20 protein-coding genes are annotated in these 25,687 nt (G+C 64.6%); 14 read left to right on the top strand and 6 right to left on the bottom strand.

Annotated features, from left to right (window positions below; translation table 11 throughout):
* The first annotated feature begins 44 nt into the window (after window positions 1–44).
* From ACLE20_RS02825 to ACLE20_RS02790, 8 genes are all read left to right on the top strand, one after another.
* Entirely contained in the window at window positions 45–398 is a 354-nt protein-coding gene (locus ACLE20_RS02825) for an ArsR/SmtB family transcription factor (protein WP_410938719.1), read from the top strand.
* Window positions 399–718: 320 nt separating this feature from the next.
* Entirely contained in the window at window positions 719–2,887 is a 2,169-nt protein-coding gene (locus tag ACLE20_RS02820; protein ID WP_410938718.1) for an EAL domain-containing protein, read from the top strand.
* Between the two features lie 148 nt (window positions 2,888–3,035).
* The gene (locus ACLE20_RS02815) at window positions 3,036–3,602 is read left to right on the top strand and encodes a GXWXG domain-containing protein (protein WP_410939124.1); all 567 of its coding nucleotides are present in this window, start codon (window positions 3,036–3,038) and stop codon (window positions 3,600–3,602) included.
* Window positions 3,602–4,198, top strand: coding sequence for an alpha/beta hydrolase (locus ACLE20_RS02810; protein ID WP_410938717.1), 597 nt, complete (start codon window positions 3,602–3,604; stop codon window positions 4,196–4,198). Before ACLE20_RS02815 ends, ACLE20_RS02810 begins: the two co-directional genes overlap by 1 nt.
* 365 nt (window positions 4,199–4,563) lie before the next feature.
* Window positions 4,564–5,550 (top strand): ABC transporter substrate-binding protein, encoded by a 987-nt coding sequence (locus tag ACLE20_RS02805; RefSeq protein ID WP_410938716.1) that lies wholly within the window; start codon window positions 4,564–4,566, stop codon window positions 5,548–5,550.
* Window positions 5,551–5,559: 9 nt separating this feature from the next.
* Window positions 5,560–7,254, top strand: coding sequence for an ABC transporter permease (locus ACLE20_RS02800; protein ID WP_410938715.1), 1,695 nt, complete (start codon window positions 5,560–5,562; stop codon window positions 7,252–7,254).
* The gene (locus tag ACLE20_RS02795) at window positions 7,242–8,270 is read left to right on the top strand and encodes an ABC transporter ATP-binding protein (RefSeq protein ID WP_410938714.1); all 1,029 of its coding nucleotides are present in this window, start codon (window positions 7,242–7,244) and stop codon (window positions 8,268–8,270) included. The genes ACLE20_RS02800 and ACLE20_RS02795 overlap by 13 nt, the downstream gene beginning before the upstream one ends.
* An 87-nt stretch (window positions 8,271–8,357) precedes the next feature.
* Window positions 8,358–9,329: an NAD-dependent epimerase/dehydratase family protein gene (locus ACLE20_RS02790; RefSeq protein ID WP_410938713.1), complete on the top strand. Its 972-nt coding sequence runs from the start codon at window positions 8,358–8,360 to the stop codon at window positions 9,327–9,329.
* 72 nt (window positions 9,330–9,401) lie between these two features.
* Here ACLE20_RS02790 and ppk2 read toward each other — a convergent pair whose 3' ends face one another.
* Window positions 9,402–10,316 (bottom strand): polyphosphate kinase 2, encoded by a 915-nt coding sequence (gene ppk2, locus ACLE20_RS02785; protein WP_410938712.1) that lies wholly within the window; start codon window positions 10,314–10,316, stop codon window positions 9,402–9,404.
* 297 nt (window positions 10,317–10,613) lie between these two features.
* On the opposite strand from ppk2, the gene ACLE20_RS02780 reads away from it, so the two are divergent.
* The gene (locus ACLE20_RS02780; protein ID WP_410938711.1) at window positions 10,614–12,728 is read left to right on the top strand and encodes a methyl-accepting chemotaxis protein; all 2,115 of its coding nucleotides are present in this window, start codon (window positions 10,614–10,616) and stop codon (window positions 12,726–12,728) included.
* 205 nt (window positions 12,729–12,933) lie between these two features.
* Here ACLE20_RS02780 and ACLE20_RS02775 read toward each other — a convergent pair whose 3' ends face one another.
* From ACLE20_RS02775 to ACLE20_RS02755, 5 genes are all read right to left on the bottom strand, one after another.
* Window positions 12,934–14,568: a putative bifunctional diguanylate cyclase/phosphodiesterase gene (locus tag ACLE20_RS02775; protein ID WP_410938710.1), complete on the bottom strand. Its 1,635-nt coding sequence runs from the start codon at window positions 14,566–14,568 to the stop codon at window positions 12,934–12,936.
* 321 nt (window positions 14,569–14,889) lie between these two features.
* Window positions 14,890–15,576 carry a hypothetical protein gene (locus tag ACLE20_RS02770; RefSeq protein ID WP_410938709.1) on the bottom strand — a complete coding sequence of 229 codons (687 nt, stop codon included), beginning with the start codon at window positions 15,574–15,576 and terminating at the stop codon, window positions 14,890–14,892.
* Entirely contained in the window at window positions 15,573–16,712 is a 1,140-nt protein-coding gene (locus ACLE20_RS02765) for a glycosyltransferase (RefSeq protein WP_410938708.1), read from the bottom strand. Before ACLE20_RS02765 ends, ACLE20_RS02770 begins: the two co-directional genes overlap by 4 nt.
* 13 nt (window positions 16,713–16,725) lie before the next feature.
* Window positions 16,726–17,589 carry a galactosyltransferase-related protein gene (locus tag ACLE20_RS02760; RefSeq protein WP_410938707.1) on the bottom strand — a complete coding sequence of 288 codons (864 nt, stop codon included), beginning with the start codon at window positions 17,587–17,589 and terminating at the stop codon, window positions 16,726–16,728.
* The gene (locus ACLE20_RS02755) at window positions 17,571–19,640 is read right to left on the bottom strand and encodes an HAD-IIB family hydrolase (protein WP_410938706.1); all 2,070 of its coding nucleotides are present in this window, start codon (window positions 19,638–19,640) and stop codon (window positions 17,571–17,573) included. The genes ACLE20_RS02760 and ACLE20_RS02755 overlap by 19 nt, the downstream gene beginning before the upstream one ends.
* Before the next feature lie 99 nt (window positions 19,641–19,739).
* Here ACLE20_RS02755 and ACLE20_RS02750 point away from each other — a divergent pair, with 99 nt between their 5' ends.
* From ACLE20_RS02750 to ACLE20_RS02730, 5 genes are all read left to right on the top strand, one after another.
* Complete coding sequence (locus tag ACLE20_RS02750; RefSeq protein WP_410938705.1) at window positions 19,740–20,741, top strand: glycosyltransferase family 4 protein; 1,002 nt, start codon at window positions 19,740–19,742, stop codon at window positions 20,739–20,741.
* Window positions 20,741–21,964 (top strand): glycosyltransferase family 4 protein, encoded by a 1,224-nt coding sequence (locus ACLE20_RS02745; RefSeq protein WP_410939123.1) that lies wholly within the window; start codon window positions 20,741–20,743, stop codon window positions 21,962–21,964. The genes ACLE20_RS02750 and ACLE20_RS02745 overlap by 1 nt, the downstream gene beginning before the upstream one ends.
* On the top strand, window positions 21,961–22,539 hold the full coding sequence (locus ACLE20_RS02740; RefSeq protein WP_410938704.1) for a hypothetical protein: 579 nt from the start codon (window positions 21,961–21,963) through the stop codon (window positions 22,537–22,539). Before ACLE20_RS02745 ends, ACLE20_RS02740 begins: the two co-directional genes overlap by 4 nt.
* 2 nt (window positions 22,540–22,541) lie before the next feature.
* Window positions 22,542–23,528: a hypothetical protein gene (locus ACLE20_RS02735; RefSeq protein ID WP_410938703.1), complete on the top strand. Its 987-nt coding sequence runs from the start codon at window positions 22,542–22,544 to the stop codon at window positions 23,526–23,528.
* Window positions 23,529–23,750: 222 nt separating this feature from the next.
* A complete protein-coding gene (locus ACLE20_RS02730) occupies window positions 23,751–25,646 on the top strand; it encodes a methyl-accepting chemotaxis protein (RefSeq protein ID WP_410938702.1) in 1,896 nt (631 codons plus the stop codon).
* The last annotated feature ends 41 nt before the right edge of the window (window positions 25,647–25,687 follow it).

The following is a 25,687-nucleotide window of genomic DNA, read 5'->3' as shown; positions in this document are numbered from 1 at the left end:
GAAACTTACTGGCAAAAGACTTACGGTTCAACTAAAATCGAACCATGGCCATCAAAGACCTTCCGAACGCCGAACTCGATCTGCCTCATCCCGATGCCAGCGACCTGAAGCTGACGCAGGTGCTGTTCGCGCTGAGCGACCCCCAACGTCTGGCTATCGTCCGACAACTGGCCGCGGGCGCACTGGACATGGCCCAGTGTCACCTGTCGGACCCCTCGATCCCGAAGTCGACGAAGTCGCATCTCATGAAGGTGCTCCGCGAGGCCGGCATCATTCGCAATGAGCCCTGCGGTCGCGGGCGCCGCCTGTCACTGCGGCTCGATGATCTCGATGCCCGCTTCCCGGGACTGATGGCCTCGGTACTCGCCGCCGAAGATCCTGCCGCCGCGGACGACTAGCGGCTCGCATGCTTGAAGAGGGTATCACTGAGTCAGCGCCCTCCAAGTTCGTCATGGCGAACAATGGCATCGCAGCGTCTGCGTTCTCTGAAGATTAGCAAGTCAGCGCTTAAGGACATCGCAAGGGTGCGGAACTGCAGGGGGTTACGACCTCAGGGAGGCATCTCTCCCTAGAACTAGCGATAGCCTCGACGAACATTAACCCTGTCCTTTAGCAATCGGTCCATCAAGCGGGGCCAATTTGGGGCGGCGGATTGAGCTGGGCATGATGCCTGAATTGGCGGTCGCAAATGTCTGTTCCTTTGCTTCTGGACCCTGGCATGACCCATCGACTTTCCGCCACCCGTGACAACTCCGCCATTCCGATTATCCTCGTCACCGCCTTCTTCCTCTTCGTCGGCATAACGCTGACCGTCATCATGACGAATGTCGTGACGACCATGGTCACCTCGGCCGATCTGATCGATAACGCCCGGGCCAAGCGGGCGGCCGAGTCCGTCATCGCCTCGCTCAAAGGCCGGCTATCCTCCGTAACCGGCGACAACAGCGTCTGGGACGATGCCTATGCCGCCTCGATGGGCAAGGATCCCGTCGCCTGGGCCTATAGCAACTGGGGCAAGACCAGCGTCGATTATCCGCTCTATGACGGCGTGGTCGTGACCGACCCCACCGGACGGGCCTATTCCTCCTATATGAAGGCCAAGCCCTTCGATGCGCAGGCCTTCTTCGGCCCCACGCTGCAGAAGCAGATCGCGGCAGCACTTCAAGGCGGACGCGAGCCGATCGTCCAGTTCTATTCGGCCGGCGGGCGCGTCTTCTTTATCGCGTCCAACGCTATTCAACCCTTCGCAGTCTCTTCGGAACCGATCGAGCCGCGCCATGTGCTGACCTTTTTTAAGGAGCTGTCTCCGGCCGTTCTCAATGCGGAAGCCGAACAATATGATCTGGAGGGCTTGCGGCTCGCCTCGGCGCCGAAGCCGGGTGAGCTTTCGATCAGCCTTCTGTCCGGCGAGGCGCAGCCGCTTACGCAGCTCGTCTGGGCGGCGCAGCATCCGGGCAGCGAACTCTATCAGGTCGTCCGGCCGAGGATCTCGCTCGCCATCATCATTCTCCTGGTCTTCCTGGTCGGTGTCATCGTGTCCGGCGCGCTCGAAGCGCGGCGGCTCGCGGCGCTTGCGCGTGCGGCCCAGCACGAGGCGGCGCATGACGGGCTGACCGGCCTTCTCAACCGCAGCGGCCTGCTGCAGGCGCTTGGCGAGGTCCAGAACCTCAGGATCGACGATGGCCTTCTGACGCTTCATCTGATCGACCTCGATGGCTTCAAGGCGGTGAACGATGCCTGGGGCCATGCGGTGGGCGACGAACTCATCAAGCAAGTCGCCAAGGCGCTCGCCGCGCTCTCGCCTTCCACCGAGGCCGCGGCCCGCCTCGGCGGCGACGAGTTCGCGCTGATCCAGCGCGGCGACCTCTCGATATCGATCGATCAGGCGGTTCTCGACATCTTCCGCACGCCCTTCCTCATCGCCGGCCGGACCATCGAAGTCGGGGCGAGCGTCGGCACCGCATCGGCGACGGCGACTGTCGAGCCGCTGGAGATCCTGCGGCGTGCGGACATGGCGCTTTATCGGGCCAAGGAGGACGGCCGCGGCCGGGTCGTGCACTACGACGCCACGCTCGATGCCGAGCGCGAGCAGGTTGCGAGCCTCGAAGCCGATCTCCGGCAGGCGATCGCGGACGGCACCATCACGCCGGTCTTCCAGCCGCTGGTTTCCGCCGCCGATGGCAGGATCCGCGGCGTCGAGGCGCTGGCGCGCTGGCAGGGCCCGGCCGGACGGGTCAGCCCCGAGACCTTCATCTCCCTTGCGGAAAGGTCGGGCCTGATCGACGCGCTCGGCGCCCTCATGCTCTCCTCGTCGATCGCCCACGCCAAGCGCTGGGAGGATCTCTATCTTTCGGTCAATGTTTCTCCCCTGCAGCTGTGCAATCCGGACTTCCCGCCGATGGTGCTGAACATTCTCGGCAGGGAAGGGTTCGACCCGAGCCGCCTCACGCTCGAGATCACCGAAGGCGTGTTGATGTCGAACCCCGATCAGGCCCGCAGGTCGATCGAATGGCTGAAGCGGGTCGGCGTCCGGTTTGCGCTCGACGATTTCGGCTGTGGTTATGCCAGTATCGGCGCCCTCCGCGCCTTTGGCTTCGACCGCGTCAAGATCGATCGGTCGCTGGTCTCGGCGCTGGATGAGAAGACGAATGCGAAGGACGTGCTGGAGGCCACCGTGCTGCTGGCAACGGCGCTCAACATCCCCGTGACGGCCGAGGGGATCGAGAACAGCGCCCAGGCCGACATCTTGCGGGCCGCCGGCTGCGACCAGTTCCAGGGCTATCTCCTTGGCAAGCCGATGCCCGGCGAAGAGATCGATCGCATCCTCGACGCCCAGCGCAATTCGCCGCAGGGCAATGTCAGCACGCTCCGCAAGCGCCTGAGCTGAGGGGCAAAACCCCCCATCGACCGCAGCGATCACGGAGCCGTGTCGGAACCTCCACCGCGTTTCGTCATTCCCTCGACGCCCTGACTGGCCGCGCGGTTCTGCGGCAACGGGCGCTCGCGATGACCGAAACGGCCGGAGGCCACCCGTGATGCAGACGCCGCTGCAAGCCACCTTGCAGTCCGAAGCCACCCGATGGTTCCAGTCCCTGGACCCTGTCCGGCCCGAAGAGATGATCGGCCTGTGGCGCGGTGTCACCCACCCCTCCGGGCACCCGCTCGATGGCGTGCTGGAGAACCTGCAATGGTTCGGCAAGCGCTTCCAGCCTGATCTGCGGGCCGATGCGCTGCTGTTCGAAGGCGAGCCTGGGCGGCTGGTGGCGGTCGATCCGAAGTTCTTTCCTGCCCGCTTCCTGACTAGATTCGGCGCCTTCGGCCGTTCCGTGCGCGCCCGCAACCTGTTCTCCCATATCCGGCCGCGCGTGCGTGCGCGCGGACCGACGGCGACGCTGAAGACGGCGCTGAACGACCGGCTGGCAACGGCCGTCATGGTCTATGACCGACTGCCGATCTCCGACTACTTCCGCCGCATCGACGATCATGAGATCGCGGGCATGATGGTGCTGGATCGCGATCCTCGGCGCTATTTCTTCGCGCTGACGCGGATGGAGGACGCACCCGAGCCCAACGCAGTGACGTCGAGCGAGCACGCCTTCTGATGGCGCGCCGATCCCTGGTCATCTTCCTGCATGGCATCGGCGCCTCCGGCGCTCAGCTGATGCCGCTTGCCAGCGCCTGGAGGGGGTCGCTGCCCGATACGGTCTTTGCTGCCCCGGATGCGCCCTTCCATCGCAGCTATGGCCACGAATGGTTCCGCGTCGACGGTGCGCTCCTGGATCCCCGGCGCCTGCAGGCGGCGCGCGATGCTTTCGACAAGACGATCGAGGATGTGCTGGAACGCCAGGGTTTTGCTCGCAGCGATACCGGGATCGCCTTTGTCGGCGTCTCCCAGGGCGCGATCGTGGCGCTGGACGCAGTCGCTTCGGGTCGCTGGCCGGTGGCAGCGCTCGTCTCCTTCGCCGGTCTGCTGGCGCCTGGCCGCATATCGAGCGACAGCAAGCAGACGTCGATCCTCCTCGTGCATGGAACAGACGACCGGACGATCCCCTCTGTCGCCTCCACCTCGGCCGCCGACCGGCTAAGATCGGCGGGTTTCAAAGTGGAGCTGCATCTCGAACCGGGCGTGGGCCACACGATCTCGACGACCGGCGCCCAGCTGGCGCTCGGCTTCCTGCGCCAAACGCTTCCCCGGTAGCGCAGCATCCTTCGGTCAAGGCATGGGCGCTACGGGATCCAAACAGAAGGGAAGCGGTTTGCGAACCATGCGGTTGGCCATCAAGGCGGAAGCGCAGAGGGCCTCGATCGTGATGCGCAGACCCGGGGATGTTCCGAATGCGGCGTCAGGGAGTATCCGGCCGATCCAGCGTCAGATCCCGCCCCCGGGCTCGTCCCGAAACTGATGCAGGACGAAAAACGTCGACCGCGCTGACGCGCCCCTTCGCTAGAATTGATATGAGGGAAGACGGAAGATCGCGCGTGGACCGCGGAAAAATCTTGTTTGTCAAATTCATGTTATGAAAATCTGGTTGACCGGGCCTGACACTCAGAAGGATTGATCTCATGAGACACGCATTGCTCGCCGTCACCGCCCTGATTTCCATCGGCCTCTCCAGCTTGGGCGCCCAGGCGGCCGATCTGGTGCTTTATACCAGCCAGCCGAACGAGGATGCGCAGGCGACCGTCGATGGCTTCAAGGCGGCCAATCCCGGGGTCGAGGTCGAGTGGGTGCGCGACGGAACGCCGAAGATCATGGCCAAGCTGATGGCCGAGATCGAGGCCGGCAACCCCGTGGCGGACGTTCTCCTGATCGCCGATACGGTCACGCTGGAGCGCATGAAGCAGGCGGGCCAGCTGATGGCCTATAAGTCTCCCGAAGCGGCCGCCTATGACGCCGCGCTCTATGACGCGGACGGCTATTATTACTCGACCAAGCTGATCACCACCGGCATCATGGTCAACACCCAGGCCACGATGAAGCCCGTCAGCTGGCAGGATCTTGCAAAGCCGGAGGCCAAGGGTCTTGTCACCATGCCGAGCCCGCTGACCTCCGGTGCGGCGCTGATCCACGCCCAGACGCTCGCAGCCGTGCCCGGCCTCGGCTGGGACTATTACAAGGCGCTGAAAGCCAATGACGCGATCGCCGCCGGCGGCAACGGCGCGATCCTGAAGTCGGTCGCCTCGGGCGAAAAGGCCTATGGCGTCGTGGTCGACTATCTGCCGATCCGCGAGAAGGCCAAGGGCGCCCCGGTCGACTTCATCTTCCCGACCGAAGGCGTTTCGGCCGTGACCGAGCCGGTCGGCATTCTCGCCCACACCAAGCATGCGGAGGCCGCGCGCAAATTCGTCGATTACGTGCTGTCCACCAAGGGGCAGGAAGGCTTCGTGAAGCTCGGCTATATCCCGGCCCGCAACGATGTCGCCATGCCCGCCGGCTTCCCGGCCCGCGACCAGATCAAGGTTCTGCCGCTCAACCCTGCCGAGGCGCTGAAGAATGCCGACGGCGACCTGAAGACCTTCTCAGGGATCTTCGGCCAGTCGAAGGGCTGATCGGCCTCGATGCAAGGACGTCACCGAGAAGGGAGCGGCCAGCCGCGCTGGCTCGCTCCCTTCGTCATCCTCACCGTCTTCCTGCTCAGCGCCCTGCCGCTCGGCCGGCTTGCCTATACCGGCCTCGTCTCCGCTGCGAACGGCAAGGTCTGGGCGCTGCTCGCCTCGCCGGAGCTGGCGAATGCGATGGTGAACACGCTGACGACCTCTTTCCTCGGCATGCTGATCTCGCTCGCGATCGGCGGCGCCTTCGCCCTCTTGCTGACGCTCTGCGACATTCGCGCCAAGACCGCGCTCAGCTTCCTCTTCATGCTGCCGATGATGATCCCGCCGCAGGTCACGGCGCTCGCCTGGATCGGCATGACCGGGCCGTCGAGCACGTTGTTGAAGGCGGTCGGTCTGGCACCGCCGCTCGGCTCTTCCCAGCCGCTCTATTCGATCGCCGGCATCGCGCTGCTTCTCGGCGTGCAGCATGCGCCGCTCGTCTATCTCGCGCTGCGCGCCGGGCTCCTCGCCCTGCCGCAGGAGGGAATTGAGGCAGCGCGGCTCTCGGGTGCCTCATCCTTTCAGCTGCTCACCCAGATCGTGCTGCCGCTCTCTCTGCCGGGCTTCATTGCCGGTGCCGCGATCGCTTTTGTCTCCGGTGTCGGCAATTTCGGCATTCCCGCCATTCTCGGAATCCCGGCCTCGATCTTCACCCTGCCGACGCTGATCTACAGCCGCTTTGCCAGCTTCGGCACCAGCACCTTCGGCGACATCGCCATACTCTCGGGCTTGATTGGCGTCATCGCCATGCTCGGCCTCGCCATCCAGGACCGGGCGATGAGGGGCCGCGACTATCGTCTGATCGGCCTTTCGGGCAAGGCGGCGACCTTTCGCTTGCGGGCCTGGCGCCCGCTGGCCGAGCTTGGTCTTTGGCTCGCCCTCTTCGTCATGCTGGTCGCGCCGCTGACAGCGCTCGTCGCAAGTTCGCTGGCGCCGGCCTATGGGGTGCCGCTGACGCTGAAGACGGCCACCCTGGCTGCCTATGAGGAGATCCTGTTTCGCCAATCAGTGACGCGGACCGCCTTCGGCAATTCCTTGGTCCTCGCGCTGACGACGGCCTTTGGTCTCCTGACGGTCACCAGCTTGACAGCTTATGTGCTGGTCCGCGGCCGGGGCCGGCTGCGCTTCCTGCTTTCGGCCCTGGTCGATATTCCCTATGCGCTGCCCGGCGTGGTGATCTCGGTCTCCTATGTGCTGCTCTTCGCCGCGCCGATCCCGCTGCTGGGGGTGACGCTTTACGGGACGTTGTGGATCATCCTGCTCGCCTATCTCTCCTCCTTCTTCGCGGTCAGCCTGAAGCCGATGGTCAGCGCCCTGACCCAGCTGGATCCGGGCCTGGAGGAGGCGGCGCGTCTGTCTGGCGCGGGGTTTGGCCGGCGCATGGTCGATATCATCCTGCCGCTGGTCGGTCCCGCCGCCGGCGCGTCCGTCATCCTCGTCTTCCTGATCGCCTGCAACGAGCTCACCGTCTCCGCCCTGCTCTGGTCGGCGGGCACGCAGACGCTCGGCGTGGTCATCTACAATCTCGATGACAGCGGCAGCTTCGATCTCGCCGCCGCCATGTCCGTGCTGGTCGTGCTGATGGTGATCGGCCTCATGCTTCTTCTCGAACTGCTCGGCACCCGGCTGCCGAGAGGGGTGGTGCCATGGCGCAATTGACGCTCGACCGTCTTACCAAGCGCTTCGGCCCCGGCCGGCCGGCCGTCGATGCCGTGTCGATGAGCCTCAAGGCCGGCAGCTTCCTGGCGCTGCTCGGGCCGTCCGGCTGCGGCAAGACCACAGTGCTTCGGATGATCGCCGGCTTCGAGCCGCCGAGCGAGGGCGCGATCCGTCTCGGCGATCGGGTGCTGGCGGATGAGAGGACCATGGTGCCGCCCGAGCGGCGCAATATGGCGATGGTCTTCCAGTCCTATGCACTCTGGCCGCATATGAGCGTCGCCGACAATGCCGGCTATCCGCTGAAGGTGCGCGGCATATCCGGCGACGCTTACCGCCAGAAGGTCATGGCGGCGCTCTCCACGGTGCGGCTGGAAGCCTATGCCGACCGCCGGCCGGCCGATCTCTCGGGCGGTCAGCGCCAGCGCGTGGCGCTCGCCCGCTGCCTCGTCACCGAGCCGGATGTCGTGCTCCTGGACGAGCCGCTCGCCAATCTCGACCGGCATCTGCGCCAGGAGATGGAGGAGACCTTCCGCGAGTTCCATGCGACCACCGGGGCGACGATGATCTATGTCACCCACGACCAGTCCGAAGCCATGGCGCTCGCCACCGATGTCGCGGTCATGTCGGAGGGTCGGCTGCTGCAGATGGCGCCGCCCGCCGTGCTCTATGCCCGCCCGGAGGGACGCCTGGTCGGCTCGCTGGTGGGGCAGGGTGCCATCCTCTCGCTGCCGCTGCCGGAGGGCGCCCCGCGGGACCTGTCATGGGACATTCTTCGGCCCGCCCTGCGCGCGGAAGCCGGGGGGGCGCCGAGGCGCGATGTTCTCGTCCGCCCGCAGGACGTGCTTTTCGACCCCGAGGGCGTCGCCTGCCGCGTGACGGCCAGCCTCTACGAGGGCGAGCGCTATGCGCTGCGGCTGAGCCTGTCCGACGGGCAGATCATCCGCACCTATGCCCGCAGCGATGCGGCCCCCGACTCGTCTTTCCCGGTCACCATCCGGTCCGCCTGGCGGCTCTGACGGGCGCCGTCGCTCTTGTCCGGAACCTCGATCTGGCCGCGGCGTTTGAGCATCAGTGTTTTCCCAGAACGACAGGCAGGTGGCGGCATGACCCGGGTGATCGTGATCGGAGCAACGGGGCATGTCGGCACCTATCTGGTGCCGGCGCTGGTCGAAGCGGGGCATGATGTCGTCGCGATCAGCCGGGGCGTGGCGGAGCCCTATCGGTCGCATGCCGCATGGCGCGCGGTCGAGCGGCTGCAGATGGATCGCGAGGCGCTGGAAAAGGCCGGGACATTCGGGCGGGACATCCTCGCCTTAAAGCCCGACATCGTCATCGACATGATCTGCTTCACGATGCCGAGCGCCGAGATGCTCGTGAACGCCCTGACCGGCCATGTCGACCATTTCCTGCACACCGGCACGATCTGGACCCATGGCACTGCCGTTGCCGTTCCCACGCCGGAAGAGGCGCCGAAACATCCCTTCGGGGACTATGGAATTGCGAAGGCCGAGATCGAGAACTTCCTCCTGCGCAGCGCGCATCGCGAGAATTTTCCGGCGACGATCATCCACCCCGGCCACATCGTCGGTCCCGGTTGGGCTCCGCTCAACCCGCAAGGCAACTTCAACACGGCCGTGTTCTCGCAGCTCGCCCGTGGCGAGGCGTTGCTCCTACCGAATTTCGGCCTGGAGACGGTGCACCATGTCCATGCGGAGGATGTCGCGCGCCTGTTCATGGCGGCGATCGCCTCGCGATCGACGGCGATCGGGGAAAGCTTCCATGCCGTGTCCGACAAGGCGCTGACGCTGCGGGGCTATGCGGAGAGCATGGCGCGCTGGTTCGGCCATCAGCCGAAGCTCGACTTCCTGCCCTATGCGCAATGGGCGGAGACGCAAAGCGAGGAGGATGCCAAAGCCACCTGGGAGCACATTGCCCGCAGCCCGAACTGTTCGATGGACAAGGCCCGCCGCCTGCTGGGCTTCACGCCGCGCCATAGCTCGCTCGATGCCGTAACGGAGGCGGTGAGCTGGCTCATCGACAAGGGTCAGGTCGAGGGGCCTCGCGAGACGGTGTAAGTCAGACCCTCTCCGGACCCCGCGCTTCGACAGTTGCCCGAGCCGCAGGAGCGGCTCGGCGCTGCGGCAGGATCAATAGAGATCCGGCACATACATCTCCGGCGGAATGGGCGCGCGGAGGTAATCGGCATTGCGCATCCGCTCCGGCAGCTGAACGGGCGCTTTCGGAACGTCCTCATAGGGAATCTGTTTGAGCAGATGGGCAATGCAGTTCAGCCGCGCCTTGCGCTTGTCCACCGCATGCACCACCCACCAGGGGGTTTCGGGGCGATGGGTGCGCTCCAGCATCTCTTCCTTGGCCTTCGTATAGGCTTCCCAGCGAACCCGGCTTTCCAGATCCATGGGCGACAGCTTCCACTGCTTCAGCGGATCATGGATACGCATGTTGAAACGGAACTCCTGCTCCTGGTCGGTAATCGAGAACCAGTATTTGATCAGGATAATCCCGGAGCGGACCAGCATGCTTTCGAATTGCGGCACGGACTGGAAGAAGTCTTCCAGCTCGTCCGGCGTGCAGAAGCCCATCACGCGCTCGACGCCCGCGCGATTGTACCAGCTGCGGTCGAAGAGCACGATCTCGCCGGCCGTGGGGAGGTGCTGAACATAGCGCTGGAAGTACCATTGATGGCGCTCTCGCTCCGAGGGAGCCGGAAGCGCAACGACGCGACAGACGCGCGGATTGAGCCGCTGCGTCACGCGCTTGATCGCGCCGCCCTTGCCGGCCGAATCCCGGCCCTCGAAGAGCACGACGACCTTCAGCTTCTTGTGCTGGACCCAGTCCTGCAGACGAACCAGCTCATGCTGGAGGCGGAACAGCTCCTGGAAATAGATCTTTCGATCGAGCAGCGTCTCGCGCGATGGATGAAGGCCGTTCTCGACCAGCTCTTCCAGGCGCTCCTCCTCCATCTGCAGTTCCAGCTCCTCATCGAAACTGTCCACAATCTCCGCCTTGATCCGGTCGAGCTGATCAGAGTCGCCAAAATTCACGGAAGTCCCCCTTCGATGCCAGAGCGCATGGTCTCGGGGCGATGATAATCAAGCGGACATGTCAGCTGCATGACGCTGGCCGGAGGCGCAAGTCGGGGCGGCCGCTCAAGGGCATCCTCACCTTCCCGCATAGCCAGCGAGACCTCCACCTACGCGATCGATCGGTCGAAGAGTTAGCGTCTCCTTTTGGTCAGAATCATCCTTGCGGTCCCTGTCGCAGAAGTTTCACACACCGTTGAAGTTTGATTAAGTGGCGAATGACAGATCTCGCGATGTCACCGCATCCGAGGATCTCTCTTGGCTTTCTTCTCCCATCTTCGCATTTCTCATCGGGTCCTACTCCTCGCGATCCTGGCTCTTGTCGGAATCATCATTATTTCCATCATCTTCGTCGCGCAGCGGCAGGTGGAGGCTGGGTATCGGACGACGGCCGAACGGCTCTCCCTCAACCAGATCGAGGTTGCCCGAATGTCGGCCGGCGTGCGCGGCACGCTGCTTTCGGGGCAGGAATTTCTTCTGCGCAAGGACAGCGCGGCCATCGAGACATTCACACAAGCCGTTGCGGTCGTGCGCGCAAGCCTGCAAGAGCTGAGGCCCTCCTCGAGCGCCGATCTCGGCCGGCAGCTCGACCAGTTGAACGGCGATCTGATGAATTATGAAACCGCCTTCGCGACCCTGGTTGACGACAATCGAAGCCTCGGTCTCAATCAGGATGATGGGCTCGAAGGTGCCATGCGAACGGCCGTTCATTCGATCGAGGAGCGTCTTCAGTCGGTCGAGGAGATCGCCATTCGCGCGAGCATGCTGATGATGCGTCGGCACGAGAAGGATTTCATTCTTCGCCGCGATCCTTCCTACATCGAGAAACACGCGGCGGAAGCCGCGATCTTCACGGGGCTGGTCAAACAGGCGTTTCGGCCAGGCGTGCAGCGCAGTCGTGTCATGGATGCGCTGGAGATCTACCGAACGGCATTCCGGCTCTATGCGGAGGGCAGCTTGAAGGAGGCGGCAGCACAGCGAGCCCTGACCGCGGCCTATGAGGCCCTTGGGCCGCAGGTCACGGCGGTGAGCGCTGCCTATGAAACGCAGCGCGCTGCCACCCTGATCGAGAACGCAAACGTTGGAGAGCGCAACCTGAAGCTCGCGGCCGGGCTCATCCTCGCCGTGATGGCATCGCTCGCATGCGCGGTCTGGCTGGTCGGCCGCTCGATCACTCGCCCTGTCGTTGCCATGACGAGGGCCATGCGCGAACTGGCAAGCGGTCAGACCACCCTTTTGATTCCCTCTCTGAACACCCGGAATGAATTCGGCGCCATGGCCGGCGCCCTCGACTCCTTCCGTCAGGCGGCGATTGCCAAGCGACAGCTAGAGGAAGAGGCCGCCGAGGCCCGCGCGAATGCGGAAGGCGAGCGCCTGCGTCTGCAAAGCGAGGCGGAGGCCGAGGCCCGCGCACGCCTCGTTCAAGCCACCGGCGGCCTCGCCGAGGGCCTGCGACGCCTGGCAGCAGGTGACCTTGCATTCGAGCTCAAGGAGCCCTTCGCGCCCGATTTCGAATCTCTGCGCGGGGATCTCAACCAGACCCTTGCACGCCTGGCAGATGTCATGGCGTCGATCGCGCAGTCGAGCACGTCGATCCAGGGCGGCAGCCAGGAGATTGCCAGCAGCGCCGATGACCTTTCCCGCCGGACCGAGCAGCAAGCCGCCTCGCTTGAAGAGACCGCGGCGGCCCTTGACGAGATCACGGCGAACGTCGCCAATTCCTCCAAGCGCTCTCAGGATGCCCATCAACTGGTCCGCGATGTCAACCAGGCAGCGGTTCGCACCCGCGCGCTCGTCGGCGAAACGCTGGACGCCATGCGTCGTATCGAGAGCTCGTCGGAAATGATCTCGGGGATCATCGGCGTCATCGATGGGCTTGCCTTTCAGACGAATCTGCTCGCCCTGAACGCAGGTGTCGAAGCGGCACGTGCGGGCGATGCCGGCCGCGGCTTCGCGGTTGTGGCCCAAGAAGTGCGCGCCCTTGCGGGGCGCTCTGCCGACGCGGCGCGCGAGATCAAGACGCTGGTCCAGCTTTCGACGCAGGATGTGAAGGACGGCGTGCATTCCGTGCGCGAGACTGGTGACGCGCTGACGACGATCAGCAGCCGCGTGGCTGACATCAACGGGCAAATGGAGGCCATTGCGCTTGCCGCGCGCGAACAGGCCGCGGGCCTCGAGGAGATCAATCGCGCCGTGAACCTTCTCGATCAGGGAACCCAGCAGAATGCCGCAATGGTCGAGGAAAATACGGCAGCGAGCGCCCTGCTGATGGAGGAAGCGCAGAGCCTGCGTGACCTCGTCGGCGTCTTCAAACTCCAGTCGGATGAGCTTTGGCTACAGAGGCTCAATCGCCCGGAGACCATGGCCGCCTAGTGCCCCGGCCGGGTGGTCGATGCGCCGGGACCACCTGGTAAGATTTCGACCACCCGGCCCGTCAGCTGCGCAAGCGCAGCACTCTCGTCTGCCTGGTGGTCCCGAATCTCACGATGCCGGTGCCGATGGCGGTGACAGACAGCATGACGCGCAAGCCGGGGAACTACGGGCGGACGCTTCGCCGGCTTCATCGAGCAGTCAAGCCTTACAAAAACAGGCTCTCTGCGGGTTGCGGGCGGCCGAAGTGGTAGCCTTGCAGGACTTGGCAGCCGAGTGTGGCCATGATGGTGGCCTGGTCGGCGGTTTCGATGCCCTCGGCGGTCACCTGGATCTGCAATGCCCGGGCGATGTCGAGGATCGATGAGAGGACCTTGCGTTTTTCCAGGGATACAGCGACATCGGCAATCAGATGTCGGTCGAGCTTCAGCATGTCAGGGCGGATTTTGAGCAGGCCGAGCAGGGACGCTCGGCCGGAGCCGAAATCGTCGATCTCGATCGTTGCGCCGAGCGTTCTCAACAGGACCAGCGTCTCCACCTCGTCCGCGGTCGGTTCGTCGAGGAAGACCGTCTCCAGCAGCTCGAAACTGATCCCCTTCAAGGAGCGTCCCTGCTTGGCAAGCGCCTGGAAGAACTCCTTTTCCTGCAGGCGCATGGCGGACAGGTTGACCGCGATCTTCGGAACAGACCTGCCTGAGGACAGCCAGCGGTCACGCTCGTCGAGCACGCTCGACAGGATGGCGGCGTCGAGCTCGGAGGCGAGACCTTGTTCCTCGGCGATCGGCAGGAATCTGTCCGGCGACAGGACGCCGCGCACCGGGTGACGCCAACGGGCGAGCGCCTCCAGCCCGACGATCTCGTGGGTCTGCGCATCGACCTGAACCTGATAGAAAGGGTGGATCTGGCCTGAGGAAAGTGCCTGCTCGAGCTCCAGGGAGAGAGCGCGACGGTCGAGCATCGCCTGCTCCGTCTCTTCGTCGAAGATCATGTACCGGTTCCGGCCGGTCTGCTTGGCCCGGTACAGGGCGACATCGGCCTGCGTGTAGAGCTGCCCGTCGTGCACAGTCCGGCTGATGGCGATCCCGATCGATGTCCTGGTGCGGATGACGCTGTCATGGCTGCGGATCGGCGTGTTGATCGCCTCGATCAACTGGGATGCGAGCACGCCCGGCGCAGCAGGATCGGACACCTGAACCAGAACGATGAACTCGTCGCCGCCAATGCGCGCGGCCATGGCGCCAGGCGGAATGGTTGCGCAGATATTGCGCGCGACGTGCCGCAAGACATCGTCGCCGACCCCATGGCCGAGCGTGTCGTTGATGCGTTTGAACTGATCGACGTCGAGATGAAGCAGGGCCGTCAAAGGGGCGTTCGGCTGTTGCTGCAGGCCGGCCAGCGCCAGGTCGAAGGCGCGACGGTTGGGAAGCCCGGTCAGGTAATCATGGGTCGCGGCGTATTCCGCGCGCCTTTGTTCTTCTTGCAGCTGCTCGGCCATGACCACATGATCGGTGACATCCCACTCGGCGCCGATGAGGCACGGTTCGTTTTCGGCATTGGTATAATGGTGCGCGCGCGAGCGAAGATGTCTGACCTCGCCGTTCGACAGCAGAATGCGAAACTGGGACGCATAGGGCTGACCCAAAGACACGGCCGTTTCGAAGTCCGCATAGGCCTTCTCGACGTCGTCGGGGTGGAGCTTCTGAGACCACACCTCTGCCGGTATGCATCCCGAACGGACCGCGACCCTGTAGAGGGCGTGCATCTGGGCGTCCCAGATGACTTCGTTGCGGGCCAGATTATGCTCCCACACGCCCATGCCGGACGCATCCAAAGCGAGGCCCAAGCGTCGGAGGAGGTCCTCGTTGACATGCTTCGGGTCAGAAGATGGGTCGGTTTTCGGCAACATGATGACAGTGTCTCATGTAAGCCGTTAATGACGCTTTGATAGTTGTCCGACCGGCGATCAGCAGATCTCGTGAGACGGGCGTGCTTGTTCCGTAAATCCTGTCGGGTTTGGCGGAGGCTCAAACGTCTTGGGAGATGGGCACGGCAGCCAAGCGATCGGGCGAGAGGAGGAAGACTCTGGACGAACTGTCGCGAGCGTAGTCAGGCCGAGAGATGCGTTTAAGGCATCCGGCGGTGCTCGCGGTGGCGGAGCGGGCGCTCAGACGAGCGCTGGAGATCCATGCGATTCGCGCGCGCCGTCATTCGGACCGTACCAGAGCGTTTGGAGCGAAGCGGGGGCCTTGTCCGGCTTGGAGTCGCCGATGAAGATGATGATCGGACCCTGATCGGTCTTTTCCCTATCGTAGAAGTCGAGCAGGCCGGGATGGCGCTGCTGAAGGAAGGCCGGAAGGCGGCCGCTTCGGCGAAGAAGGTGATCGACGACCACCTGGTCGCCATGGACGGAGTTCGGCACGGCGCCGCAGGAGCCCGGCTTCATCCAGCGCTCCGGCTCGGCCTCGAAGGTCTCGTAGAGATCGGCATAGTCCGCGCTGTGCCAGCGCATCAGGGCGGTCGACAGGCGACCTTTCAGGAAATAGTCCTCCATGGCCGCCGACCCGTCCTCGGCAATCGCCGACGCATCGCCGGAGAAGACGGTATCGAGGTCGCAGAGGATGGTGAGGTCGTCGCCGACCTCGGGACGAAATGCCTCGAATTTCGCCCACCAGGCCGGCCAGTCATGGCGCAGCGGAATGGTCTCCACACCGGGCAGGACGACCGGCAGGTCGCTCAGGCAGACGACACGATCGAGACTGGGGATCGACTGCCGGGCTCCACGCTGCAGGCGGTCCACCCAGCGCGCATCGTAGCGCCCGCCGCTCTTGAGGACGGTGACGAGCGTCGTCATTCGGCAGCGACCACTGTCAGTCGCGGCGTATCCGCCTCGGCACCAGTCCAGAGTTCGTCGGCAAGGCCCTCCAGCCATGTGGCGGCGTTGCGCGCGGCATCCGGGTTGTGAAGGGCGCGCAAGGCGGCAGGATCGAGAGCCTCGGCGGCGCCGAGCAGCGCCTGCCAGGCAGCATAATCGCCGGGCCAAGCCGAGGCCGTTACCGCGGCGCCCAGCGCGCAGAGCGCCTCGGCCTTGCGATGCTGCTCAGCGAAATACCGCCATTCCGGCATGACGACGAACTTGGCGCCGACGCGCGCGATCTCGTGAACGGTGTTGTCGCCCGCTGAGGCGATGACGATGTCGGCCGCAGCGATGTGGTCGGTGACATTGCTGACCCAGCCGAGCTCGCGGAGATTGGCGAAGTCCGTCTCGTGCCCTTCGCGGTGCACCGGCCCGGCCACAAGCCAGAGAGCATCCGGAACGGCGCGCGCGCCCATCGTCAGCGGTGCATAGGGTGTGCCGCTACCGCCGCCACCGGTCAGGACGAGGATGACCTTCTGATCCTCCGGGAGACCCAGGCGCGCGCGGGCGTCCGCCCGGCTCAAGACCGGATCGCGCGTCGTGCAGAGGCCGCCGGTGTAGGTCGTCTTGGCGCGGAGCTTCGCCGGATAGTCCGCCTGCTCGAGCTTTTCGTCGAAGGGCGCAATGAGGCCGACGGCGGCCTCGTAGGAACCGACATGGCCAATATCACTCCGGTCGCCATGCATGCGGATCTGCACGGTCGGGACGCTGGCGATCCGCCCGAGCATGCCGATTTCGGAAGAGACGTCGACGACGAAGAGGCCGACATCGCGGTCGTCCAGATGGTCGAGAATCGTGCGCATGGTGCGGCGCATCGAGGAGAGGCCAAGCGGCACGCAATGCATGACGGAGGGCGTCGGCTCCTCGAAGAGGCGCGGCGTGGGCACGGCGTCGCCGATCATGTTGGGAAGCGCGATCACCTCGATGCGCGGATCTGCGCCGGCGAATTGTTCGGGCGCCGCCGTCATGACCGAGACGGGCCGCTCCCTGCTGAAATGTTCCGCGATCGCCATGGTGCGGTTGGCATGGCCGCGACCCTGATGATGGACGAAGAAGGCGATCGGCTTTTTCATGCGGCGGGTCCTGTCAAGAAAAGAGAACATGGTCGGGCTGGCGGGCGTCGGCGATCTCCTGCGCATCCGGCTGGCGAAGGATGCGCATGTTAGGCCTATCCGCGGACCAAGCGATCAGGCCCTGATCGGCAAATTGTCCGAGCCAGTAATCCATGCACCAGGCGCCGTGCTTGGCGCGGTAGAGTGCAGCATTGCGCAGAATGTCGTTGAAGTGCTGCAGCGGGGGAATGTGCACGGTGTGGTGCTGATGCAGAGCCCGGGCCCCGCCGACACGGAGCGTCGCAAGGCCGGCCGCGGCGGCGCGCCGCGCGAGATCGGTTTCCTCGCCGCCATAGCCATAAAATTGTTCGTCCATGCCGCCGAGGAGCATCCAGCTCTTTCGGCGTAGTGCAAAGGAGAGCCCCCAGAGCTGACCGGGGTCCGGTTCCTCGACCATGCCGTGCTGCGGAAAGGCGGGTTTCGAGGGATGGCGAACCCCATCGGGTAGCAGGTCTTCGAAGGTCGTTCTGTCCGGACGTTCGCCGCCTGGAAGGTAGAGCACTTCGCCGAGCATGACTCCGTCCTGCCCCGCCAGTGCCGATGCATAGGCCTCGACCGTGGTGGGCGAGGGGATGCAATCGACGTCGAGGAAGATCAGGTGCTCGCTTGTTGCCGCTTCGGCCGCCCTGTTCCGCGCCGCAGCCAGAGGCAGGGGATCGCCGGACACGAAGACGTGGCGGACGGGGCAGGGAAGCTCCGGCAGGGCGTGCTCGCGATGCGGCTGCATCCAGGCGATCACCAGTTCCTGCGGTGCCGTCGTCTGGCGTGCAAGCCCGGCCATGAGGGCGCGGAGATGGTCGGTCCGGCCACGGACGATCGTCAGGACGCTCGCGGACATGCTGCCTCCTGCTTGCCGCGGAAATGCAGGACGCCTTCGATGATTCCGGCAGCATGCGTGTTCGAGGCAATGTAGGAGTGCTTGAGAGACGGAAGTTTGCCGAGATCGTCGGAGTAGTTGGCGACGATGATCGACTGCGGGATCGATTGCAGCATTTCGATATCATTGCCGGAATCCCCGGCGACGAAGACTGCCGTCTGGGCAAGGCCATAGCGGCGCCGCACATGATCGACCGCGGTGCCCTTCGAAGCCTTGATGGGCAAGATGTCGAGATAGCGCTTGTGACTGTGGATGACGGAGGCGAGCAGGCCGGCATTCTGCAGCGCCTGCTTCACCCGCTCGATCGTGGCATGCGTGCCATCGCTGAAGTAGCTGAGCTTGAAGTCGCGTTGCTCGAGCGGCGCCTGGGGCGTCAGACCTGCGACCGTTCGCAGCACGCGCTCGACGGCCGAGCGCTGCCAGTTTCCGCAGATCCGCTGCAGCCAGTCATGGTCCTGCACATAGGAGACGCCGTTTTCGTCCAGCGTATAGATCTCCGAGCCGACCGAGGTGATCATCACTTCTGGACGCGGAACGTCCTGCTGTTCAAGTACGGCCATGGCGCTGTGGAAGGACCGGCCGGTCGCAACCCCGAAGGCCAGGTTCTCCTGAACCCGCCGCCAGTTTCCGAATGCGTGAAGATGCGGGACCGAGCCGACCAAGGTGTTGTCGATGTCGCTGATCAGGAGCTGGATCGGGCGTTGGACGGCCGGCTCCGGCAGGTGGACGAGATCGGTCATGAGCTCGCTGTAGCGCGTCACATGCCGCGACCAGTCATAGGTGCGGACGGCGACGTCGCCGTTTTGGGAGAAGCGGGTCCAGAGATCAGGGTCCTTCAGGATCTGCAGGAGCGCGTCCGCGATGCCGTTTGCGTCCCGCGGATCGACCAGAAGTCCATTGCCGCAGGTCTCGACGATGTCGTTCGGTCCGCCGCTGTCGGTGGCGACGAGGGGCAAGCCAACGGCGGCGGCCTCCAGCAGCGTCAGGCCGAAGGGCTCGTTGAGGGCGGGATTGACGAAGATGCCGCCGCGGTCGCGCGCATAGGCGTAAAAGGCGGGGATGTCCTCGCTGCGATGGCTCTTCGGATAGGCGACCTTTCCGTAGAGATCGTAGCGATCGATCAGCTGCAGGAGATCCTTCAGATTTTCAGCGATCTCCGCCTCGAGTGTATCAATGTCGCCCCGTGTGCCGGCCACGATGACGAGGTTGGCAAGGGCCTGCAGTGGCTTCGAGCGGCCATAGGCCTCGACCAGCCCGGCGAGGTTCTTCTTCGTGACCGGCCTGGCGATGGCGAGAAGGACAGGCTTTTCCGGCTCAGTCAGGAAGCGGCTCAGTTCCTGCTCGACGGCCGGCGAGGACTGCGCGCTGCAAAACGCCTTGAGATCGCTGCCGGGGGGAAGCACGCGAATGCGGCCGGGGTCATAGTTGCGATAGCTCTTGTACTGCAATTCCGCCTCGTCGCGTGAGGAGGCGATGATGAGCGAGGCCTGGTCGAGCGCCAGTTCTTCGGCAGCGATGCGCTCGCCGAAGCCGCGGTCGCTTGCGCAGGAGGGCATGGCCTTCTGCTTGACCTTGCCCAAGGAATGACCGGTGAAGACGAAGGGAATGCCGAGTTTGGCCTTTACCTTTGCCGCCACCACCGCCGCATCGGCATAATGGGCATGCAGCAGATCCGGCCGCTCCTCTGCAGCCTCCAGATGCGCGATCAGCGCGTCCGAGAAGCTTTCGATCTCGCTGTGCAGATCTTCCTTGGCGAGATAGGCGGGGTTGTCGGTCGGGAAGCGCAGGATGGTCGTCTTCGGATCGACGACCTCGATCGGTGTGCGATAGGCCTCGCCGAAGCCGTCGAAGGCTCGGGTGGCGATGAACGATCGTGTTTCGGGAACATCCCTTGAACAGGCGGCGACGAGATCGAGAAGGTAGCGGATGTGCCCGCCCGTATCGGTTGTCACGCCGTATTCGACATTGTTTCCGCGAAGGCACCCTTGAAGTGCGACATGAAGAACGAACATACATGATCTCCAACGCAGTCAGGACCGTGCATGCCAAACCGCGACAGTGAACTGAGTAGTCCCATAAAAGTTGCGCAGGTCGCTCCAAATATTTTCCCGGTGCCGCCGCACAACCATGGCGGGACGGAGCGGGTGATCCATGATCTCTCCGTCGGGCTCCAGGCGCTCGGCTGTTCCGTCACACTTTTCGCCCCTTCGGACAGCACCTGCCCCGTGCCGCGGGTGGGAGCGCTGCCAAGCCTGCAATTTCTCGAAGGCCAGCATAGGTCGGTGCCGCCCTCGATCCCGTCCGTGCTGGAAGCGGTGCGGATGGAGGAGTTGCGGCAGGTCATGGACCAGTTCGACATCCTTCATTTCCACGGCGAGTTCTTCCACGCGGCCCTGCTCGGTCCCCGCCGTCGCACGTCCCTGACGACCATCCACTGGCGGGTGGACGAACTCGACCGTGCGTTGTTTTTCGGCGCCTTTCCCGATCTCCCAGTCGCCGCCATCTCCGAGGCGCAGGAGAGGGCGTTGCCTGTCTCGAACCGGGCTGGCGTCGTCCTGCATGGTGTGGACCCGGCCCGTTTCGATCCGAACGAGACGCCTGAACCCTACTTGGCTTTCATCGGGCGGATGACGGATCAAAAGCGTCCGGACGTGGCGATCCGGGTGGCGAAGGCCGCCGGGCGGCCGATCCGGCTCGCAGGCACGATCGACGTCGGCAACCCGCTCTATTTCGACACCTATGTCCGACCGCAGCTCTCCGCCGAGGCCGACTATATCGGCCCTGTCGACGATGCGGCGAAGAACCTGCTGCTGCGCAATGCGAGCGCGCTCCTCTTCCCGATCGACTGGCCCGAGCCCTTCGGCCTCGTCATGATCGAAGCCATGGCCTGCGGCACGCCGGTCATTGCCTGGAATCGGGGATCCGTGTCCGAAGTCGTCGAGGATGGCGTGACCGGCTTCATCGTCGAGAGCGAAGAGGAGGCGATCGCGGCGATCGGCCGGCTCGATCAGCTCGATCGCCGCATCGTTCGCGAACGGTTCGAAGCCCGCTTCACGGCGCAGCGCATGGCGCAGGATTATCTCGACCTCTATGAGAAGCTCCTGCAGTCATGATACGCACCGCCCTGATCGCGTGGGATTACCCACCCTCGCCAAGCGGCCTTTCGACCGCCGCTCGCGAGATCGCCGAAAGCCTGGTGCTGCAGGGCTGCGACGTGACCGTCTTCACCGGAGACCGGAGCGGCACGAGCGTCAGCGAAGGCGTTCGCCTTATCGGGTGCGAGATCCCGCGCCGATCGCGTCTGGGGCGGCTGCGCACCTATGCCGCGCTCGGTCATCTCGCCGCGCCGTTGCGCTTCCGCGATGCGGTGCTAGCCGCCCATGTGGAAAAACCCTTCGACGTGGTGGAAGCCACCAACTGGTATGCGCCCGGCGTCTTGCTGGCGGGCCGACCGGATCTTCCGCTCGTCACCCGCAATTCCACACCGGCCGCCTGGTCGCGCGAGTCTGTCCAGTCGCCCCGCAACCGGCTCGACAGCTGGGCAGCGGACCGTCTCGAGCGTCGGCAGGCCATGGGAAGCGCGGCTCTGATCTCCAACACCGCCGAACATGGCCGCCGGGTCGAACGGCTCTATGCCCTCGAGGGAGTGGCAGGCCGTGACGGACGCGCGCACGACACGATCGGCCTGTCGCTGGCCTCTTCCATTCTGGAGCGCGCCGGGAAGGCGGCCTATCCAGCCAGTGTGCCGCCGTTCCGCATCCTCTTCGTCGGCCGGGCGGAGCCACGCAAAGGGTTCGCCGAACTGATCGAGGCTATCGGCCTTCTCGCCCCGCTCGTCGAGGCGGGCCAAATGCCGGATTTCCGCCTCGACCTGTTGGGCGTTCCGGAGGAGGATCTGCCGGCCGGCATCGCCCCCGCCACGCGGAGCCGCCTCAATCCACTGGGGCGCCAGCCCGACGGCACGCTCTTCGATCTCTACGAGGCCGCCCATGTGGTCGCAGCGCCCTCTCGCTATGAGAGCTTCGGCCTGGTCTACCAGGAAGCCATCGCCTTTGGCCGCCCGGTCGTCGCATCGGCCGAGGATCCGAGCGCGCGCGACTTCATCGGCAAGACCGGAGCGGGACTGCTCGCCGAGCGGACGGACGGCCCGAGCATCGCGCACCAATTGCGGCATGTGCTTCAGTCCGGGGAGACCCGCGGGCGGCTTCGCCGCTCTGCTCTCGATGCCGCCGGCACCTTCACCCGTGCCACGCTCGGCCAGCAGACCGTCGCTCTCTATCGGAAAGCCATTGCACATACGGCAGGCAGCAACGGTCATTCTGGGGGAAGGCGATGAAACGAACCGCCATTATCGGCAACGCCCCGGAATTTGACGGCAGCGCCTATGATCTCGACGCTTACGATCATATCGTCCGCTTCAACAATACCGCCGGTCTCGGGACGAGGGCAGGTGGGCGGACGGATGAACTGCTGCTGGTCAGCCGAGGTGGGCAGCCAGCCGAATGGTTGGCCGATCCGGGCTTCGTCGAACGGCGCGCGGTGCGGGATGCCACGCAGATCACGCTCGTCTTCCCGCCCTCGACCAAGTCCGAGGACGAGTGCCATGCACATGGTCTGATCGGTCGTCTGACGCCTCTCGGCAAGATCATCGGCTGGATCGATGCGGAGACGGAGGCGAGGGCGCGCGCGGCACTGATCGGCCATGGTGGCAACCCCAAGGCCGCGCTCAGTTCCGGCTATCTCTACACCTTCCGGCTGCTCGAGGCAGGTTCAGCCAGCGCGCCACATGTGTTCGGCTTCGGCTTTGAAGGCTGGGACGGCCATGCCTGGGCTGCGGAGCGGGCGTGGTTCGAGGCCTCCCACGATGCGGGCCGTCTCGTGCTTCACCCGCTGAACAGGCGGGAAGGCTGATCATGTCGGGCGAGACGCCGCAGCGCTCGGCGCGTTGCCCGCTCTGCCGGGCGCGCGGGCTGCAGCCGACGACGCGTTGCTTGTCGAGCCGCGCCGGGCGACGCTCTTTCCCCTATGCCTGCTCGCATTGCGGTCTGCTCCTCGATGAAGCCGGCCGGGATGAAGAGACGGCGCAGGCGTTCTTCCATGCGCTGGTATCTCGCGGCACCGTCGAAGCACGAGCCGATGATCCCATCGGCTTTGATCTCTATACGCTGCGAACCCTCGCCAGCCGGTTCGATTTCGCTGCGCTGCCGGCCGATGCGGCCCAGGCGGAGGGTCTCCGTCATCCCCATGCCGAACGCGCCGCCCATGGCCACCTCGTCCCTCTCGAGGTGATCGAGCGCATGCCGGTCTCGGTCGGGGTGATCTGCGGCGAACGAGACCTGGCAGGCGTGCTCGATCGGGCGGAGGATCTGCGCCCCTGGGCCCGTGAGCTTGTCGTTCTCGTCGATCGCCAGGACGAAGACCTTTCGACCGACGACGACTTCCTGACGATCCTGTCGCGCCCGCTTGCCGGCGACTTCGCGGCGCAGCGAAATGCCCTGCAGGCGCAGTGCAAGAGCCCGTGGGTCCTTCAACTCGACGCCGATGAAAGCCTGTCCGACGGCCTCGGGCTCCAACTTCCCCGTCTCGCAACGCTGGCCGAACAACAGGGCGCGGTGTCGATCGGCCTGCCGCGCGAGAACCTGGTGGGGGGAGCGTTGAGCGACCTCTATCCGGACATCCAGTATCGCCTGAACCGCCGCGATGTTCGGTTCGAGGGGGTCGTGCACGAGCGCCCGGTCCGCCCTTGGCAGGCAAGCTTCATCGCTCTCTCCGGCTGCATCCGCCACCATCTGAACAGAGAGCATGTCGAGAAACGATCGACGACTTACGAGAGCTTGAGCCCCGGCGGCGGCCGACTGTTCGAGACAGCGGCGCTGACACGCGCCTATTCCTCTGAGTAGAGATTGGCCACTCCGAAGCGTTCGGCTTGAGCTTGAGAGACTGACGACCAGCAAGCGCGAACTGCTTTCTGATGAACACAGCCAGCTGCAGTTGACGTCACGAACCATGATCGGCGATCTCAAGTGGTAGAAGTGGGCAGAAGCTCACTGCGCGAGCAATTATTTAAATTAAAATTTACCTGCCACGCGCATGCTCCCCGCAACTGATTTTGGGGAACCGCTATGCCGTCGTTGAGAATCCGAACGTTATTGCCCGCTCTCTTTGTGTCGCTCCTGGTAATGGTGATCACGCTCGGCGCGATTGCCATCAGTTCACTCGGCAACATCAATCGGCAGGTCTTTTTGCTGGGCGATACACAGGCGAAGGCCACAAGTGTCATTGTCAGCATCAAGGAGACACTCGCCGGGATCAACAGCATCTATTCCCAGCATCTTCTGTCGGTCTCTCTCGACGATCTCAGGCGGCTCGAGACGGATCTCGATCAGCGAACGTCGCTCGCCCACAAGCTGGTCGCCGATTTCAAGGGCACGCCCGCCGCAGCCGCGGAGCGAGAGGCCCTGGCGGGCCTGGATGACAGCATGGCCCGGTTCCTGGCAGAGGGCCAACGCTTCATCTCGATCTCGACGATGGGTGCCAAGACCATCGCGCTCGATCTCTACAATGGCGAGATGAAGGCTGCCCTTGCGCAGTCCGAAGCGGCGCTGAACGGGTTGATCGAGCGCAATCGCAATGCGTCCGACGAGGCCCTGTCTGCCGCCGCTGCCAAATATGAGAATACGCTCGTCCTGACAGGATCGATGATCGCGATCTCCTGCGTCATCGCGCTTGCCGCATCCTTCGTGGCGGTCCGGCGCGTCGCGCGCCCGATTGCCCGCTTGCAGGAGAGCATGTCGGCCCTTGCTGACGGTCGCAGCGACAAGGAGATCCCCTTCCGCGACCGGGGCGACGAGATTGGCGACATGGCGCGGGCGGTCGAGGTCTTCCGCGAGAATGCGAGAGAGCGGGAGCGGCTCGAACTGCAGAGCGAAGCCGACCGTAACCTGACCGAGGCCGAGCGTCGCGAGAATGAGCGGCGCCGGGCGGCTCAGGCCGCCGATATCAAGCTTGTGGTCGATGAACTGGCGCTCGGTCTCGGACGGCTTGCCGACGGCGATGCGACGATCAGGATCGGCAGGCCCTTCAATGAGGAGTTCGACCAGATCCGCATCGACTTCAACGCCGCCGTGTCGAAGCTCGATGAGGCGCTGACCGTGGTCAGCCGCAATGCTCAGGTCATCAATTCCGGCTCGGAGGAAATCCGCTCTGCCGTCGATCATCTGTCCAAACGGACGGAGCAGCAGGCCGCCTCGGTGGAAGAAACCGCGGCCGCGCTGGAGGAGATCAGCACGACGATGCGCGATGCCACCCAGCGCGCCGAAGAAGCCGGGCTCATCGTCGAAGCCACGAAAAGCGGCGCCGAACGCTCGAGCCACATTGTGCGAAAGGCTGTGGAAGCGATGGGATCGATCGAACAGTCCTCGGCAGAGATCAGCAACATCCTGGGCTTGATCGACGATATCGCGTTTCAGACGAACCTTCTGGCGCTCAATGCGGGCGTCGAAGCCGCCCGTGCCGGCGAAGCGGGCAAGGGCTTCGCGGTCGTCGCCCAGGAGGTCCGCGAACTCGCACAGCGCTCGGCCAAGGCCGCGAAGGACATCAAGGCGCTCATCGCCTCCTCGCGCCAGCATGTGACCTCCGGTGTCAGCCTTGTGGGCGATGCGGGAGAAGCCCTGCAGGGCATCGCGCGCGAAGTGGTCGGCATCAGCCACCACGTTGCCGCGATCATCGAAGCCTCACGCGAGCAATCGGTCGGGATTCGGGAGGTGAGCAACGCGATCAACCGGATCGACCACGGCACGCAGGAGAACGCGGCCATGGTCGAGGAATCCTCGGCTGCAACCCATGCCCTGGCGGCCGAGGTTCAAAGCCTGTTCGGACTGATCGCCCAGTTCAAGACGGGCGGCTCGACGGAGCATCACGCAAGTTCGTCAGCGCTGCCACAGCGCGGCCAACCGCAGATCGCCATGGCGCAGGGCGCGTCCGCCGGACAGCGACGCAAATCCGCGGCAGGTCGTTGAACGCAGCCGATTGCCTCCCGATCAAACCCGAAGAGTGAGAG

The sequence above is a fragment of the Rhizobium sp. YIM 134829 genome (genome assembly GCF_046546455.1).
The sequence above is the reverse complement of the archived record's forward strand: the minus strand, read 5'-3'. Positions and strand labels throughout refer to the sequence as shown.

What these genes read in the sequence shown, in the direction of transcription:
- ACLE20_RS02825 (WP_410938719.1), top strand. Translation starts at nt 45, where the DNA reads ATGGCCATCAAAGACCTTCCGAACGCCGAACTCGATCTGCCTCATCCC.
- ACLE20_RS02820 (WP_410938718.1), top strand. Translation starts at nt 719, where the DNA reads ATGACCCATCGACTTTCCGCCACCCGTGACAACTCCGCCATTCCGATT.
- ACLE20_RS02815 (WP_410939124.1), top strand. Translation starts at nt 3,036, where the DNA reads ATGCAGACGCCGCTGCAAGCCACCTTGCAGTCCGAAGCCACCCGATGG.
- ACLE20_RS02810 (WP_410938717.1), top strand. Translation starts at nt 3,602, where the DNA reads ATGGCGCGCCGATCCCTGGTCATCTTCCTGCATGGCATCGGCGCCTCC.
- ACLE20_RS02805 (WP_410938716.1), top strand. Translation starts at nt 4,564, where the DNA reads ATGAGACACGCATTGCTCGCCGTCACCGCCCTGATTTCCATCGGCCTC.
- ACLE20_RS02800 (WP_410938715.1), top strand. Translation starts at nt 5,560, where the DNA reads ATGCAAGGACGTCACCGAGAAGGGAGCGGCCAGCCGCGCTGGCTCGCT.
- ACLE20_RS02795 (WP_410938714.1), top strand. Translation starts at nt 7,242, where the DNA reads ATGGCGCAATTGACGCTCGACCGTCTTACCAAGCGCTTCGGCCCCGGC.
- ACLE20_RS02790 (WP_410938713.1), top strand. Translation starts at nt 8,358, where the DNA reads ATGACCCGGGTGATCGTGATCGGAGCAACGGGGCATGTCGGCACCTAT.
- ACLE20_RS02770 (WP_410938709.1), bottom strand. Translation starts at nt 15,576, where the DNA reads ATGACGACGCTCGTCACCGTCCTCAAGAGCGGCGGGCGCTACGATGCG.
- ACLE20_RS02765 (WP_410938708.1), bottom strand. Translation starts at nt 16,712, where the DNA reads ATGAAAAAGCCGATCGCCTTCTTCGTCCATCATCAGGGTCGCGGCCAT.
- ACLE20_RS02760 (WP_410938707.1), bottom strand. Translation starts at nt 17,589, where the DNA reads ATGTCCGCGAGCGTCCTGACGATCGTCCGTGGCCGGACCGACCATCTC.
- ACLE20_RS02755 (WP_410938706.1), bottom strand. Translation starts at nt 19,640, where the DNA reads ATGTTCGTTCTTCATGTCGCACTTCAAGGGTGCCTTCGCGGAAACAAT.
- ACLE20_RS02740 (WP_410938704.1), top strand. Translation starts at nt 21,961, where the DNA reads ATGAAACGAACCGCCATTATCGGCAACGCCCCGGAATTTGACGGCAGC.
- ACLE20_RS02735 (WP_410938703.1), top strand. Translation starts at nt 22,542, where the DNA reads ATGTCGGGCGAGACGCCGCAGCGCTCGGCGCGTTGCCCGCTCTGCCGG.
- ACLE20_RS02730 (WP_410938702.1), top strand. Translation starts at nt 23,751, where the DNA reads ATGCCGTCGTTGAGAATCCGAACGTTATTGCCCGCTCTCTTTGTGTCG.